This window comes from Caproiciproducens lactatisolvens, assembly GCF_052443335.1.
Classification (GTDB): Bacteria; Bacillota; Clostridia; order Oscillospirales; family Acutalibacteraceae; genus Caproiciproducens.
Window position 1 is genome coordinate 1,590,114 of sequence record NZ_CP195750.1, and the last position, 15,352, is coordinate 1,605,465.

General features: G+C 49.7%; 15 protein-coding genes. All 15 read left to right on the plus strand.

Going from position 1 to position 15,352, the window contains the following annotated elements:
* Positions 1-48 precede the first annotated feature (48 nt).
* Complete coding sequence (locus tag ACRQV7_RS07840) at positions 49-927, plus strand: YicC/YloC family endoribonuclease (RefSeq protein WP_444660171.1); 879 nt, start codon at positions 49-51, stop codon at positions 925-927.
* A 32-nt stretch (positions 928-959) separates the two neighbouring features.
* Positions 960-1,238 (plus strand): extracellular matrix/biofilm regulator RemA, encoded by a 279-nt coding sequence (gene remA / locus ACRQV7_RS07845; protein ID WP_219966407.1) that lies wholly within the window; start codon positions 960-962, stop codon positions 1,236-1,238.
* Entirely contained in the window at positions 1,228-1,839 is a 612-nt protein-coding gene (gmk, locus tag ACRQV7_RS07850) for a guanylate kinase (protein ID WP_444660174.1), read from the plus strand. The genes remA and gmk overlap by 11 nt, the downstream gene beginning before the upstream one ends.
* Positions 1,832-2,041, plus strand: coding sequence for a DNA-directed RNA polymerase subunit omega (locus ACRQV7_RS07855; RefSeq protein WP_444660176.1), 210 nt, complete (start codon positions 1,832-1,834; stop codon positions 2,039-2,041). The genes gmk and ACRQV7_RS07855 overlap by 8 nt, the downstream gene beginning before the upstream one ends.
* A gap of 16 nt (positions 2,042-2,057) precedes the next feature.
* Positions 2,058-4,511, plus strand: a complete 2,454-nt coding sequence (gene priA, locus ACRQV7_RS07860) for a replication restart helicase PriA (protein WP_444660177.1) — start codon at positions 2,058-2,060, stop codon at positions 4,509-4,511.
* 15 nt (positions 4,512-4,526) lie between these two features.
* Positions 4,527-5,000, plus strand: coding sequence for a peptide deformylase (def, locus tag ACRQV7_RS07865; RefSeq protein WP_275715771.1), 474 nt, complete (start codon positions 4,527-4,529; stop codon positions 4,998-5,000).
* A 17-nt stretch (positions 5,001-5,017) separates the two neighbouring features.
* Entirely contained in the window at positions 5,018-5,944 is a 927-nt protein-coding gene (fmt, locus tag ACRQV7_RS07870; protein ID WP_444660180.1) for a methionyl-tRNA formyltransferase, read from the plus strand.
* A 29-nt stretch (positions 5,945-5,973) separates the two neighbouring features.
* Positions 5,974-6,678 (plus strand): zinc metallopeptidase, encoded by a 705-nt coding sequence (locus ACRQV7_RS07875; RefSeq protein WP_275715969.1) that lies wholly within the window; start codon positions 5,974-5,976, stop codon positions 6,676-6,678.
* Positions 6,678-8,030, plus strand: coding sequence for a 16S rRNA (cytosine(967)-C(5))-methyltransferase RsmB (rsmB, locus tag ACRQV7_RS07880; protein WP_444657728.1), 1,353 nt, complete (start codon positions 6,678-6,680; stop codon positions 8,028-8,030). Before ACRQV7_RS07875 ends, rsmB begins: the two co-directional genes overlap by 1 nt.
* A 20-nt stretch (positions 8,031-8,050) precedes the next feature.
* The gene (gene rlmN, locus ACRQV7_RS07885) at positions 8,051-9,082 is read left to right on the plus strand and encodes a 23S rRNA (adenine(2503)-C(2))-methyltransferase RlmN (RefSeq protein WP_444660256.1); all 1,032 of its coding nucleotides are present in this window, start codon (positions 8,051-8,053) and stop codon (positions 9,080-9,082) included.
* A complete protein-coding gene (locus ACRQV7_RS07890; RefSeq protein ID WP_444657729.1) occupies positions 9,063-9,800 on the plus strand; it encodes a Stp1/IreP family PP2C-type Ser/Thr phosphatase in 738 nt (245 codons plus the stop codon). Before rlmN ends, ACRQV7_RS07890 begins: the two co-directional genes overlap by 20 nt.
* A gap of 14 nt (positions 9,801-9,814) precedes the next feature.
* Positions 9,815-11,848 (plus strand): Stk1 family PASTA domain-containing Ser/Thr kinase, encoded by a 2,034-nt coding sequence (pknB, locus tag ACRQV7_RS07895; protein WP_444657730.1) that lies wholly within the window; start codon positions 9,815-9,817, stop codon positions 11,846-11,848.
* A gap of 5 nt (positions 11,849-11,853) precedes the next feature.
* Positions 11,854-12,741: a ribosome small subunit-dependent GTPase A gene (gene rsgA / locus ACRQV7_RS07900; protein WP_444657731.1), complete on the plus strand. Its 888-nt coding sequence runs from the start codon at positions 11,854-11,856 to the stop codon at positions 12,739-12,741.
* The gene (locus ACRQV7_RS07905; RefSeq protein WP_444657732.1) at positions 12,738-13,361 is read left to right on the plus strand and encodes a thiamine diphosphokinase; all 624 of its coding nucleotides are present in this window, start codon (positions 12,738-12,740) and stop codon (positions 13,359-13,361) included. The genes rsgA and ACRQV7_RS07905 overlap by 4 nt, the downstream gene beginning before the upstream one ends.
* Before the next feature lie 446 nt (positions 13,362-13,807).
* Positions 13,808-15,343, plus strand: a complete 1,536-nt coding sequence (locus ACRQV7_RS07910; RefSeq protein ID WP_444657733.1) for an SPOCS domain-containing protein — start codon at positions 13,808-13,810, stop codon at positions 15,341-15,343.
* Positions 15,344-15,352: the final 9 nt, after the last annotated feature.

Consider the following 15,352-nt stretch of genomic DNA (forward strand, 5'->3'; position numbering starts at 1 on the left):
GAAGAGAGCCCTGCACGATAAATTGAAAGTGAATTGAGATGATACTGCGTGATTAAAAGCATGACGGGCTTTGGAAGATGCGAAGAGGTGATCAGCGGAAGGGACATTATCGTTGAGATTAAATCCGTGAATCACAGATATTTTGAATTTTCATCCCGAATCACCCGCGGATACGGCTTTTTGGATGAGAAATTGAAATCATACCTGCAAAGCAAAATTTCCAGAGGAAAAATCGACGTTTATGCTTCCATTGAGACCATGGAGAATACGGATGCCCAGGTGCTGGTCAACCATTCTCTGGCGGCGGGATATGTGAATGCGCTGCGGGAGCTTGCGCAGCGGTACAATCTGCGGGACGATATTTCCGTGGGGACCGTTTCAAGATATTCCGATATCTTCACCGTTCATAAAGCGCCCGAAGACGAGCAGATCATCTGGGATTCCGTCCGGCAGGTTACCGATCAGGCGTTGACTGCGTTTCTGAAAATGAGGGAAATAGAGGGGGAACGCTTAAAGGCGGATGTTTTGCAGCGTGCGGAAACGATTTTGCAGACGGTCGGGAAAATTGAGGAGCGCTCTCCGCAGACCGTAAGCGAATATCAGCAGAAGCTGACCCAGAAGCTGACCGAGCTGTTGAGCGACAGCAATATCGACGAACAGAGAATCCTGACCGAAACTGCTATTTTTGCCGATAAGATCGCTGTCTCTGAAGAAACCGTACGGCTTCGCAGCCATTTTGAACAGTTCTCCAATATGCTGAATTCCAATGAGGCGATCGGCCGGAAGCTGGATTTTATCGTACAGGAAATGAACCGTGAGGCGAATACCATCGGTTCCAAATGCATTGATTCCCAAATCGCGTACATGGTTGTGGACATCAAAGCGGAGATTGAAAAAATCCGCGAACAGATACAAAATATAGAGTAATCATTGCCAAGGCAATGGAGGGGGATGTCTTTATGAAGCTTATTAATATCGGATTTGGCAACATGGTTTCCGCCAACCGGCTTGTTGCGATTGTCAGTCCGGAGTCCGCTCCGATCAAACGCGTGATACAGGACGCGAAGGAGCGCGGTACTTTGATCGACGCAACCTATGGCCGCCGAACCAGAGCGGTGATTATCACGGACAGCGACCATGTGATTCTGTCCGCCGTGCAGCCGGAAACCGTCGCCAACAGGCTGAATGACCGCGAAGAGGACCTGACCGACGAGGAGCTTGAAGACGATGAAGAATAAGGGACTTCTGATTGTATTTTCCGGTCCGTCAGGTGCGGGGAAAGATACTATCCTGAAAAAGCTGCTGGAAAAGAATCCGAATATCCGCTTATCCGTATCGGCCACAACCCGTCAGCCCCGTGAGGGAGAAGTCCACGGCAGAGATTATTTTTTTGTGGACAGAGATGAATTTATCAGAATGACGCAACAGGACGAAATGATTGAAAGCGCGGAATACTGCGAAAATTTTTACGGTACTCCGCGCAAACCGATTGATCATTGGCTTGCAAATGGGGATGATGTCATTTTGGAAATCGAAGTGCAGGGCGGGTCCCAGATCAAAAAGAAATGTCCCGACAGCGTCAGCGTTTTTATCCTTCCTCCATCGCTCGCGGCGCTTGAGCAGCGGCTGAAGGACCGCAGAACGGAAAGCGAAGAAGCGGTACAAAAAAGGCTTGCCGCCGCCAGAAATGAAATTCTGGAAGCAGTCCACTACGATTACGCTGTGATTAACGATACGGTCGATCATGCGGTCGACGAAATTATTCATATTATTTGTGCCGAAAAGCATAAGGTAAAGAGAGATCATCTTTTAATTGAAAGGATACTGAATCATGCTTAAACCATCCGCAGATTTGATTATAAAACCAAATCAAAGCCGTTATTCCCTTGTGATCGCTGTTTCAAAAAGAGCGAGAGAAATTGCGGCCGATGCTGAAAACAGGGGAGAAATCCTGATTGAAAAGCCGGTTGATATGGCCGTTCATGAATTGATGGAAAATAAATACAGGATTGTCGAGCCAGACAGCCGTTCCAAGGAATAATCCGGCGAGGTATCAAATGTCCGATTTTACCATTGCAAAAGTAGCGGTAGAGAAAACCGTTTATCATTTTGACAAAGCTTTTGACTATGCGGTTCCTTCCGGGCTTCTCGCAGCGGTGAAACCGGGATGCCGTGTAATGGTGCCTTTCGGCGGGGCCGACAGCAAGCGGCAGGGAATGGTCCTCGCTCTGACCCGTCGGGACAGCGCGGAAAAACTGAAGCCGGTTTTGGAGCTTCTGGACCCGGCTCCGCTCCTTTCCCAGGAGGCGCTTCGCCTTGTTCTTTGGCTGAAGGAGCATTATTTCTGTACGCTTTATGATGCCGTCAAACTGCTTTTGCCAACGGGAATCAACTTTAAAATCAGAACGGAGTATTCGCTTGCCGTTCCCATTCCTTCTTTGGATATGGACGGCTTGGACGAAGTTGAAAGACAGATCGTTCGCTATCTTTCCCATGCCGGCGCCAGCGTCGACCGTGATAAGCTTTTAAAGGAGCTGGGGCTTTCCGGTGATTCCAATGTCCCCGAAAAGCTCTGTAAGGCAAACATACTGGTCAAGAGCAGCGGAACAGTCCGGCAGGTGGGAGACGCTTCGCAGAAAATGGTGCGGTTAACCGAAAATCAGGAACCGCATAAACTGACGTTGAAGCAGAAAAGCGTTTACAATCTTCTCAGCGACGTCGGCAGCGCTTCTTTAAAGGAGCTCTGTTATTTTGCGGGTGTTACCCCTGTGGTTGTGAACGCGCTGGTCAAAAAGGAACTCGCGCAATACTACGAGATTGAAATTTATCGGAATCCCTACGATCATATTCAGAACGGCGGGCCCGCGGAAGATATCGTCCTTTCTGCGGAGCAGCAGCAGGCATACACGAATTTATACCGGCAATACACTTCCGGCAGCGGCGGCGTTTCTTTGCTGTACGGTGTTACCGGCAGCGGAAAAACATCCGTTTTTATGAAGCTGATCGATGCGGTCAGATCGGACGGCCGCGGCGTGATTGTGATGGTACCGGAGATTTCCCTCACCCCTCAGACGATCTCTTTGTTTCACCAGCGCTACGGAAGGGATGTTGCCGTCTTTCACAGCGGACTGAGCCTTGGGGAGCGCATGGACGAATGGAAAAGAGTCAGGAACGGAGAAGCGCTGATCGCGGTTGGGACGCGTTCGGCGGTTTTTGCTCCGTTTGAAAATCTGGGACTCGTTATTTTGGATGAGGAACAGGAATACACCTATAAATCGGAATCCTCTCCGCGCTATCATGCGCGGGATGTGGCAAAGTTTCGCTGCGCTTACCATAAGGCGCTGCTTGTACTGTCTTCGGCCACTCCGTCCATTGAAAGCTATTATCTTGCACAGAATGGGCACTACAGCTTCAATGTGCTTTCCACCCGCTACGGCAATGCCGTCCTTCCGGAAGTAACGGTGGTGGATATGAATGCGGAGGTGGAAAGCGGAAACAATACGATTTTGAGTTCGGTTCTGCATCAGGCATTGGATGAGAACCTGAAAAACGGTCGTCAGTCGATTATTCTGCTGAACCGCAGGGGATATAACACGTTCGTTTCCTGCAAGGCCTGCGGCCATGTAATGACGTGTCCGAACTGCAGCATTTCGCTGACATACCACTCCGCCAATCACCGCCTGATGTGCCATTACTGCGGCTATTCCATGCCGCTGATCAAAGAGTGCCCCCAGTGCCATGAAAATAAGGTCCACTTCACCGGTTACGGCACGCAGCGGGCCGAACAGCAGCTGCAGGAGCTCTTGCCCGATGCGCGTATACTGAGGCTGGACACCGACTCAACGATGACGCGGTTTGCCTATGAGAAAAAGCTCCGGCAGTTTGCCGAAGGAGAATACGACATTATCATCGGGACGCAGATGGTCGCAAAAGGGCTTGATTTTGAAAATGTTACGCTTGTCGGTGTGCTTTCGGCCGATCAGACGCTTTACAGCGACGATTTCAGAAGCTATGAACGCGCGTTCGACCTTCTGACACAGGTAGTCGGCCGTTCGGGCCGCGGCCAGTTTGCGGGGAAAGCGATTATTCAGACCTTTACCCCGGAAAACGATATTATCAAGCTTGCCGCCAGGCAGGATTATCAGGAATACTATGAAGGGGAAATTGCGATCCGAAAAGCGATGCTCTATCCTCCTTTTTCAGATATTTGTGTTGTCGGTTTTGTGGGGGGTACGGAAGCGAAAGTGCGGGAAGCCAGCAAAGCCTTTTTAAATATGCTGACAACTCTTGCGCAAAGCGAGTATTCCGGGCAGCCGATGAGGGTGCTGAACCCCTCTCCGGCATTAATCGGGAAAGTAAGTAATAAATATAGATATAAATTGATCATTAAATGCCGCAATCGTACAAAATTCAGGGAAATGATCTCCCGCCTGCTGATTCAGTTTGCGGGAGTACGTGAATTTTCCTCGGTATCGGTATTTGCGGATATGAACCCTGACAGTATTATGTAACTTGGAGGTATAATTATGGCGATACGAAACATTATAAAAGAGGGAGACCCGTTCCTGAATAAAGTCTCCCATCCGGTAGATAAATTTGACAAAAAGCTCGCGACTCTGCTGGATGATATGCAGGAAACCATGCACAGCGCCGACGGAGTCGGCCTTGCCGCGCCGCAGGTGGGAATTTTAAGAAGGGCCGTTGTTATCGACATCGGCGAAGGTCCAATTGAGCTGATCAATCCTGTTTTTCTGGAACAGAGCGGGGAGCAGGAATGTCTGGAAGGCTGTTTGTCCGCCCCTGGGCAATACGGCATTACGAAACGCCCGATGCATGTGAAGGTTCGCGCGCAGAACCGTAAAGGGGAATTCTTTGAAATAGAAGGGGAAGAACTGCTCGCCACGGTGATGTGTCATGAGATCGACCATCTGGACGGTATTTTGTTTAAATCGCATGTGATTCATATGCTGAGTGATGAAGAACTGGCGAAGTTAAAATAAGAAAAGCGGGTGATTCAATGCGTATTGTTTTTATGGGAACGCCGGACTTTGCCGTTCCGTGCCTGAAAAGCCTGATTGACGCGGGGCATGACGTCTGCGCTGTTTTTACGCAGCCCGACAAACCGAAGGGGAGAGGCTATGCGCTTACGCCGCCTCCGGTCAAGGTGCTGGCCGGCGAGAAAAATATCGAGGTCTTCCAGCCGAAAACGCTTCGCACCGCCGAAGCCGCCGAAACGATCCGGAATCTGAACCCAGACGTGATCGTTGTCGTCGCCTACGGAAAAATACTGCCGAAAGAGGTTCTGGAGATTCCTCCTTACGGCTGCATCAATGTTCACGCGTCCCTTTTGCCGAAATACCGCGGAGCCGCCCCGATTCAATGGTCCGTGATCAACGGTGAAAAGATGACCGGCGTTACCACAATGTATATGTCGGAGGGGCTGGATACCGGAGACATGCTGCTGACCGCCCGGACGGAAATCGGTCCGGAGGAAACCTCCGGCGAACTGCATGACCGGCTTTCGCTGATGGGCGCGGATCTGATCGTCAAAACTCTTCAAAAAGTAGAGGACGGAACGATTCAGCGTATTCCGCAGAGCGAGGAAAACACCTGCTATGCCTCCATGCTGACAAAAGAGCTTTCCCGTATTGACTGGAATCAGCCGGCCGGTACGATCCACAATCTGGTCCGGGGGCTTTCCCCGTGGCCTGTGGCCAATACGACCTATCACGGGAAGCTTTTAAAAATTCACAGGACCGGACCGGCGGTCCAATACAAAAGAAAACCCGGCGAAATTCTGACGGCGGGCGGCTCGTTTGTCGTTTGCTGCGGTGGAAAGACCGCCCTTGAACTTCTGGAAGTTCAATACGAAGGCGGGAAAAAAATGAATGGAAAAGATTTTCTTCGCGGGCATCCAACCGGCGAAGATTTTATGGTAAAATAAAGGAAATAACGGAGGGATTGATCATGGGTATGGGATTTTATTATTTTGACTATACATATTTCGTATATATTGTGCCCGCGCTGATTGTGACAATGATTGCACAGTTTCGGGTAAAGTCGACTTTTGAAAAATATTCCCGTATCTCAACGGCAAGAAACATGACGGGAGCACAGGCGGCTTCCAGTGTCGCGCAGTTCGGCGGCGCCTCCGGCGTACAGGTGCAGCGTATTTCCGGCAGCCTGACCGACCATTTTGATCCCCGGGACAATACGATCAGCCTTTCGGACCAGGTTTATGCTTCAACTTCTATTGCGGCGCTTGGTGTGGCCGCTCACGAAGCGGGTCACGCGATTCAGCACGCGCAGGGATACCTGCCGAACAAAATCCGCACCGTTCTGGTCCCCATCACGAATTTCGGGTCCCGGCTCGCGGTTCCGCTGATTATTGTCGGACTGGTTTTGCCCGTTCAGTACGACTTTGTTGTGAATCTGGGGATTGCGCTTTACAGCTTTGCTGTATTGTTCCAGCTCGCAACGCTCCCCGTTGAGTTCAACGCCAGCTTCCGGGCAATCCGCGCGCTGGACGAAGCCGGTATTTTGTATCCCGATGAACTGGAGGGCGCAAAAAAAGTTCTGCGGGCGGCGGCGATGACGTATCTGGCTGCAAGCTTTACCGCCATTATGTCCCTGCTGAGACTGCTTGTACTTGCCGGAAACAGAAGGGGCAGAGATTGATGGACGATGCAAGAGCCGCAGCACTGGCCGCTCTTTTGCATGTCGATGTGAACGAAGGCTATTCCAATATTGTTCTGGACAAAACGCTGGCTTCCTTTTCTTTGGAACCACGCGACAAAGCGCTTGCTTCCGCGATCTTTTACGGAGTGCTGGAACGCCGGATCACCCTGGACTACTTCATCAGCCGGTTTTCCAAAATGCCGCTTAAAAAGCTTTCTCCGCAGGTGCTGGAGATCCTGCGCATGGGCGCCTACCAGATTCTGTATCTTGAAAAAATTCCAAAATCGGCAGCGGTTAACGAATCCGTTATTCTTGCAAAAGAAAGCAATGCTGTAAAGGCATCTGGCTTTATTAACGCGGTTCTTCGGTCTCTGGTCCGAAATCTTGAAAATTTAGAGATTCCGGATGCCGAAAAGGATTCGTTGTTCTCTCTAAGCATTCAATATTCGTGCCCGCAATGGCTGATTTCTCTGTGGCGGAAATCGTATGGGAAAGAATGTACGCTCCGTCTGCTGGAGAGTACTTTTTCAAAGCCGCCCGTATTTGCCAGAACGAATAATATTTGTATTTCTGAGGAAAACTTAATTGAAAAGCTGAATGCGGAAGGCGTAAAGGCCATTCCCATTACATGGCTGGATCAGGCTGTCGAGTTGCAGCAGACGGGCGCAATCAGTCAATCCGAAGGTTACCGGGAGGGCCTGTTTCATATACAGGATCTTTCTTCTCAGCTCTGTTGCTTCCTACTTCGTCCGCTTCCCGGGGAGAGGGTCATCGACGTGTGCTCCGCGCCCGGAGGCAAAGCCTTTACCATGGCCGAACTCATGGAAAACAAGGGCGAGCTTCTCGCTTTTGACAAATATAAAGGAAAGGTGAACCTGATCCGGCAGGGGGCTCAGCGCTTAAAGCTCTCTGTGATCAGCGCCGCCGTACGGGACGCTTCTGTTGCGGAAGACGATCTGGCCCCGGCGGATAAAGTCCTTTGCGACGTACCGTGTTCCGGTCTCGGAATCATTCGCAGAAAACCGGAAATTAAGTATAAATTACCGTCAGCTATTGACAGTTTGCCTGATTTGCAGTACCTTATTCTGTGTAAATCATCAAAACTGGTCAAGACGAATGGGACTTTATTTTATTCAACCTGCACTTTGAACCCAAAAGAGAACGGCGAGGTGTCGGAAAAATTCCTTCGGAACAACCATGACTTTGAGCCTTTGCCTCTCAATCTGCCCGATCAGGTTTGCCATGCCGTCGAAGGGGAACCGGGGAACCAGCTGACACTGATGCCTCACGTTCACGGGACGGACGGCTTCTTTATCGCGGCTTTTCGAAGAAAACAGGAGTGGATGTCTTGAGTTTGCAGGATCTGAAATCAATGACTCTCGAAGAAATCAAAGCCGATTTTGCCGCTGACGGCCAACCGGCTTTTCGTGCTTTGCAGGTTTATAGATGGCTGCATCGCGGAGCAGAAGATTTTGAACAAATGTCCGATCAGTCGAAAGCCTTTCGGCAGGAACTGTCGGAAAAATATTACATAGCGAATGCTGTGATAGAAAAAAAACTGGAATCCCATTTGGATGAAACCATAAAATATCTGTTTCGCCTGAACGACGGAGAATATGTGGAAAGCGTTCTGATGGACTATCATCACGGTCATACGATCTGTATTTCCACACAGGTCGGCTGCAAAATGAACTGCGCGTTCTGCGCAACGGGGAAAAGCGGTTTTTCACGGAACCTGACGGCTTCCGAAATGCTTGCGCAGATTCAGTCGGCCCAGAAGGATGCCGGTATCCGGATATCCAATGTTGTGATGATGGGGATGGGAGAACCGCTGGATAACTATCAGAATGTGCTTCGTTTCCTTGAGCTGGTTTCTTCCGATGAGGGAATGAACATCGGGATGAGGCACATTTCTCTTTCCACCTGCGGCCTTGTGGATAAGATTTATGATCTTGCGGAAAAGAAGCTTCAGCTTACCCTGTCTGTCTCCCTGCACGCGCCAAACGACGAAATCCGTTCCAGGACCATGCCGGTCAACCGGAAATGGGGAATAGAGGAACTGATGAAAGCGTGCCGGTACTATGTCGATATGACGAGCCGCCGGATTTCTTTTGAGTATGCCATGATTCACGGGGTGAACGACAGCGACGCCTGCGCAAGGGAGCTTGCGGGAAGGCTCAGCGGGATACTCAGCCATGTCAATCTGATTCCTGTCAATGACGTCAGCGGAGCCGGATTTAAAAAAAGCTCTGCCGACCGACTGCAAAAATTCAGCCGTATCCTTTCGGATAAAGGAATAACCGTTACCGTCCGGAGAACGCTCGGCTCGGATATCAATGCTTCCTGCGGACAGCTCAGACGCAGGTACAAAGAGGAGGTGGCCAATGTTGAGAATATTCAGTAAAAGTGATATTGGCCTTGTCAGACAAACCAATCAGGACGCCTGCAAAAGCGGCACCTTTTCCGAACATTCCGCGTGGGCTGTTGTCTGTGACGGAATGGGCGGCGTCAACGGAGGCAATATTGCGAGTGAAATTGCGGTAGAAAAAATTTCCGAAAGCATTGTCGCATCCTATCAGGAAGGTATGACTGACAGTTCCGTAAAGAATCTGATAATGGCGGCGATACACAACGCCAATCTCGCTATCCATGACGAAGCAATGAACCATATCCAGCTTGCCGGTATGGGAACAACCGTAGTTGCGGTGATTGTTTCGGGCGGGGTTGCCCATATTGCCCATGCGGGGGACAGCAGGGCGTATTTAATAACGGAAAATAACATTCGGCAGCTGACTACGGATCACTCCATGGTACAGGAAATGGTTAATAATGGAGATATTACGGAACAGCAGGCAAAAATACATCCCCAGAAAAATATTATTACCCGTGCACTGGGTGTCGAACCTTCCATTCAAATTGATTACTGCGAAAATGAGTTTTGTTCCGGCAGCATGCTTCTGATCTGTACGGACGGTCTTACGAATTATATCGATGCCAAACAGATTTTTGCGCTGTCCAAAACCATGGACGCCGACAGCCTGACAGACAAGCTTGTAACGCTCGCGAAAGACTGTGGGGGCGGTGATAACATTACGGTTGTCATCATTGAAAACTACTGCTGACAGGAGTTGATTTTATGGATAAGTACACAGGAAAACGGCTCGACGGACGCTATGAAATACATGAACTGATCGGTACCGGCGGAATGGCTCTGGTTTACCGCGCGTATGATACGATTGACGACCGTACGGTCGCAATCAAAATACTCAAGGACGAGTTTTTGGGAAACGACGAGTTTATCCGCCGCTTCAAAAATGAGTCCAAGGCAATTGCGGTGCTTTCCCACCCAAACATTGTCAAAGTTTACGACGTCAGCTTTGGTGACAGAATCCAGTATATCGTCGAAGAATTTATCGATGGAATTACGTTAAAGGAATATTTGGATCAGCAGAAGGAAATCAAATGGAAAGAAGCCATCCATTTTACCGTCCAGATTCTGCGCGCGCTTCAGCACGCTCATGAAAAGGGAATTGTCCACCGCGACATAAAACCCCAGAACATTATGCTGCTGCAGGACGGCACGATTAAAGTGACCGATTTCGGCATTGCCCGTTTTTCACGCAGTGAAACGCGGACGATGACGGACAAAGCGATCGGCTCGGTCCATTACATCGCGCCGGAGCAGGCAAGGGGAGATCTGACCGATGAAAAGGCGGACATTTACTCCGTAGGGGTCATGCTTTACGAAATGATTACGGGCCGTCTTCCGTTTGAAGCCGACAGCGCTGTCTCCGTCGCCATTATGCAGCTGCAGGCGGACCCCAAGCCCCCGAAGGAAATCAATCCCTCCGTGCCGGAAGGTTTGGAGGAAATCACGTTAAAGGCGATGCAGAAAAATCCTACGCAAAGGTATCAGTCCGCCGCCGAAATGCTCAGGGATATCGAAGCTTTCCGGAGGAATCCCAGCATCAGCTTTCAGTACAAATATTTTATCGATGAAAAGCCTACCAAATATATCGACGCGATCAACACGGTAAAGGGCGCGGAGCCTTCTGCGTACAATGATAATTATGAATATGAAGAAGAACCGTCCAGAGCTCCCAAAAAGAAGAAGAAAAGGTCGGCTGCCTCTTTAGTGATCGCGGGGATTGCCTCTGCGTTTCTGATTGTCGTCATCGGCTTTGGCATCGCCGCGCTGTTTCACAGCTGCAACAGCGGAGTCGGCAATATTGTTCTACCGGATTTCAGAGGAAAAACCTACGATGAAGTAAAAGAAGAAGTAAAGAACAACGATCAGTATAAAAATCTGACCTTTGTTACCGAAACGAAAAATGACTCTACTCAGAAAACGGGAATTGTTCTGAGCCAAAGCCCCAAGGAGGGCACGACCGTAAAAGCCAACGCGGAAATCACCCTTACCATTAACGCGGGCGGCAAGCCGGTCTCTGTTCCCGACGTTTCCAACAAGACGCAGGAGGAAGCGATTACCGATCTGGAAAAAGTAAATCTGCTGTACGAGGTCCTGCCCGTAGTGGATGACCAAACCGAGAAGGGCCATGTTAAAAATACCGATCCCCCCGCGGGGACGCAGGTCACGGAAGGAACCAAGGTGAAGATTTATGTCAGCACCGGCGGAGAGGAAGAAAAAACGGCCGTTCCTGCCGTGATCGACAAAACTATAGAGGATGCAAAAACGGAAATCATCGCGGCGGGTCTGACAGTCGGGGATATTACCGCACAGGATGACAGCGATAAAGCGAAAGACGTGGTCATTGAAACCTCCCCGCTGCCCGGCGTGCAGGTTGTGAAAGGCAGCGCGGTATCCATTGTCGTCAGTTCGGGTAAGAAATCGGAGAAATCCATCGATGTCTTTGTCAAGCTCCCGAAAGAAGTGACGCACGACATCAACCTGAAAGCGTATTTGGGCAATGAGCTCCAGACGGAAAAGACCGTGAACCCGTCCTATAACGACGTATGCCAGCTTACTTTTAAAGGCAGCAGCGGCAAAAAGCAGCTGATTATTCAGCTGGACGGAAACAAGTATCAGGAGTTTACGCTTGACTTTGACGCGGGCACTTCCACGGCAGGGGAAAGTTATCCGTATAACAATGCCAGCAGTACGGGGGGAAACAGCGAGATTCCGAGCGGCGTCATCACTCCTTCGGACTGATGCTTATGGATAAGATAAACGGTACCATTATAAAAGGTATCGGCGGTTTCTACTATGTGGAGGCCGCCGATACGCTGTATGAATGCAAAGCAAGGGGCGTGTTCCGGAAAAACAAGGTGACTCCTTTCGTCGGCGACCATGTAACCGTCAGTCTGGAGAAAGACGGGACAGGCACGATTGAGGAAATACTCCCACGGAAGAATTCTTTGGTGCGCCCGCCGGTTGCAAATATCGATCAGCTGGTGATCGTCGTATCGATCTGCGATCCGTCCCCCAGCACGCTGGTGATTGACAAAATCATTGCTGCTGCGGAGGACAGGGGGATTGAGCCTGTTATCGTGATCTCCAAAAGCGATTTGAAAGACTGTCAGTGGCTGAACGACATTTATCAGACGACCGGGATTCCGCTGCTTACGGTTTCTTCGGCTACGGGTGAGGGAATTGAAGAAGTGGAGAAGCTCCTGAAGGGCAAAATATCCGCTTTTACGGGGAATTCCGGGGTCGGAAAATCCTCTCTTCTGAACAGGATCGATTCGCGTTTCCATCTTCAGACCGGAGAAATCAGCCAGAAGCTTGGACGCGGCCGCCACACCACAAGACAGGTTGCCTTTTTAAAGCTGGGGGAAAATACCTATGTCGCGGATACGCCGGGCTTTTCTTCCATCAGTGTGGAACGCTATGATCTGGTGAAAAAAGAAAACCTTCAGTATTGCTTCCGGGAATTTGAACCCTATCTGAATCAGTGCAAATTTGTCTCCTGCTCCCACACCTGCGAAAAGGGCTGCGCGGTTTTGAAAGCGGTGGAAGAGGGGGCTATCAGTAAATCCCGTCATGAAAGCTATGTCGCCATGTACAATGAAGTGAAAGATCTGAAAGAATGGAATATGAAATGAAAAAATGCGTGATTATCGGTTCGTCTCCCTGCGAATACGGCGGGATTCTGAATGAAATCGATCCTGATCATTCTTTTATTATTTGCGCCGACGGCGGTCTGGACGTTGCGCTGGAACATCATCTTACGCCCGATCTGCTCATCGGTGATTTCGACTCTGTAAAAAATGAATTGCCAAAGAACATTGAAACCATCCGTCTGAACAAGGAAAAAGACGATACCGACATGATGGCGGCGATCAAGGAAGCGATCAAAAGGGGATACCGTGATTTTACTCTTTTCGGCGCTCTGGGCGGCAGGATCGACCATTCCTTCTCCAATTTCTGCGCGCTGCAGTATCTGGCTTCCCAGGGCTGTAAAGCGGTGATTGCCGACAGGGACTGCCGGGTATTCCTGCTTTCCGGCGGCAGACTGACGCTGAGCGGGCTGAAAGGCCGGACGGTTTCCGTTTTTCCTTTTGGCGTCGGTTTCTGTTCGGTGAGCTACGAGGGAATGAAATATCCTCTCAGGGAAGCGTCTATTTCCTCCGCCTATCCGCTCGGCGTCAGCAATGAGATCACGGAGGATCAGGCGCAGATTTTTGTTCACAGCGGAAACGCCCTGATTTTTTTACTGTCATAAGCGAACCAAAATCTTTGCCGCTGAATATAATGAGGATAAGACAAAAGAAATATCGTCTTATTCTTTATAATGGCGGTGAGCTGGATGTGGCAACGAAATAATTGCTTAATTGCAAAATGCGCGGTTGCTTTTGGGCTCGGGCTGGCTGCCTCTTGTTTTTGCCCAACGGGATTAATCCTGTTTATAGTAGCGATCATCATGGTCATATTGGGAATCACACTTTTAAGGTGTGGAACATAATGGGAGGTTTGTGAGATGAAAGTAGTCGTTTTGAAGAGCTCGAAATTTTTAGGATTTGTATTACGAAAGTTTTTTAACATAAAAAAAGAAAATTAAAAAACGGATGCCGGCTGCTGATGCAGCCGGTAATTTTTTATGCGAATGCGCATAAACCGTACAAGATTAGAATAACAATTAGGTAGAAACAGGAAAAGGAGAGAACCTTTATGGATTATATGCTTAACCGTGAGGCATTGGCCACCAGCGAAGTGATTTATGATGGCTGCCAGGAGCAGCCGGTGGATCTCGACATCAGCCTGCCTGACTACTGCCCCGATATACAGCGCATTTTAAAATGTCAGGTTTATCCGCACATTACCTCCAGAAGCATTACAGGGGACAGACTGGAGCTGGAGGGCAGTTACACCGTGAAAATACTCTATCTTGATCCCGGCGGTACGGCTGTTCACTGCTATGAAACCAGTCAGTCGTTTTCCGCCGCCATCCAGTTGAAGCAGGCTGCCGACAACGCGCAGATTTTTGCGTTTACCAGGGTGGAATATATTAACTGCCGTGCGACCAGTCCCCGGCGCCTGGACATACACGGTTCTTTTTCCGCATGCGCAAAAGTAATTGTGCAGGGGGAGAACGAGGTGGTCTCCAACATAGACGGCGAAGGAGTGGAAGAGCAGAAAAGTACTCTTTCTATCAACAAGATGGCCGGGTTCGCTCAGCAGCAGTTTACGGTGGAAGAGGTGCTGGAGCTCGGGCAGGGCAAGCCGCCCGCGGATAATCTGGTCCGTTCCGACGCGTTTGCGGTGCTTCAGGACTATACCCCTGTCGCAAACAAGCTGATGATCAAGGGAGAAGTATGCGTAAAATTCCTGTATTCCACAGCGGATAACGAAGCTGCTCTGGAAGTGATGGAGTACGCACTTCCGTTCAATGAAATGGTTGACTGTGAGGGAGCCTCAGAAAACTGTATCTTCAATATCCAGCTGAATGTTGCCGGGCTGGAAGCACAGATCAAAAATGATTATTCCGGTGATCAGACTTACTTTGACGTTCAGGCCAGGGTGTTTGTAAATGCGTCCGCCTATCAGAATTCCGACGTTACCATGGTAACGGACGCCTACTCCAAGCAGTACGAGCTGAACATCAGCTCCAAACAGAAAAGCATCGACAATGCTGTTGAATTCATCAACGATACCGATATTCACAAGGGTTCTCTGGCACTGGAGGATGTACCGATTTCAAAGATTATCGATATCTGGAATGAAATGAACACTGTTTCCGCCGACTATGCAAACGGACAAATCAATTACAAGGGAAAATTCAATATCTGTGTGCTTGCCCTGAATCCGGACAATAAGGCGGTCTATTTTGAACGGCTGATGGATTTTGAATATGCCCGCCCCTACCAGGCGAAAGAGGATCATATCAAATGCAGCGCCTCGATGCTTGTAGCGGGAATCAGCTACCGGATTACGGGCGGAGGAATTGATCTGAAGGTTGAATTAAGGCTCAGCGCCGGAATTTACAGCCAATACAGCCTGAAGCTGATCACAGATGTCGCAGCTGACGAAACCAAACCCAGGGCACAGGACAAATCCGCGGCATTAAGTATTTACTACGCCAATGCGGGTGAAAGCTTATGGAATATCGCCCGTGAATACTGCACCTCGGTCAATGCGATTAAACTGGAAAACGACCTTGCCGGTGATTTCGTTGAGAACAGGGGGATGCTGCTGATTCCTATGTAGATTCCTTGA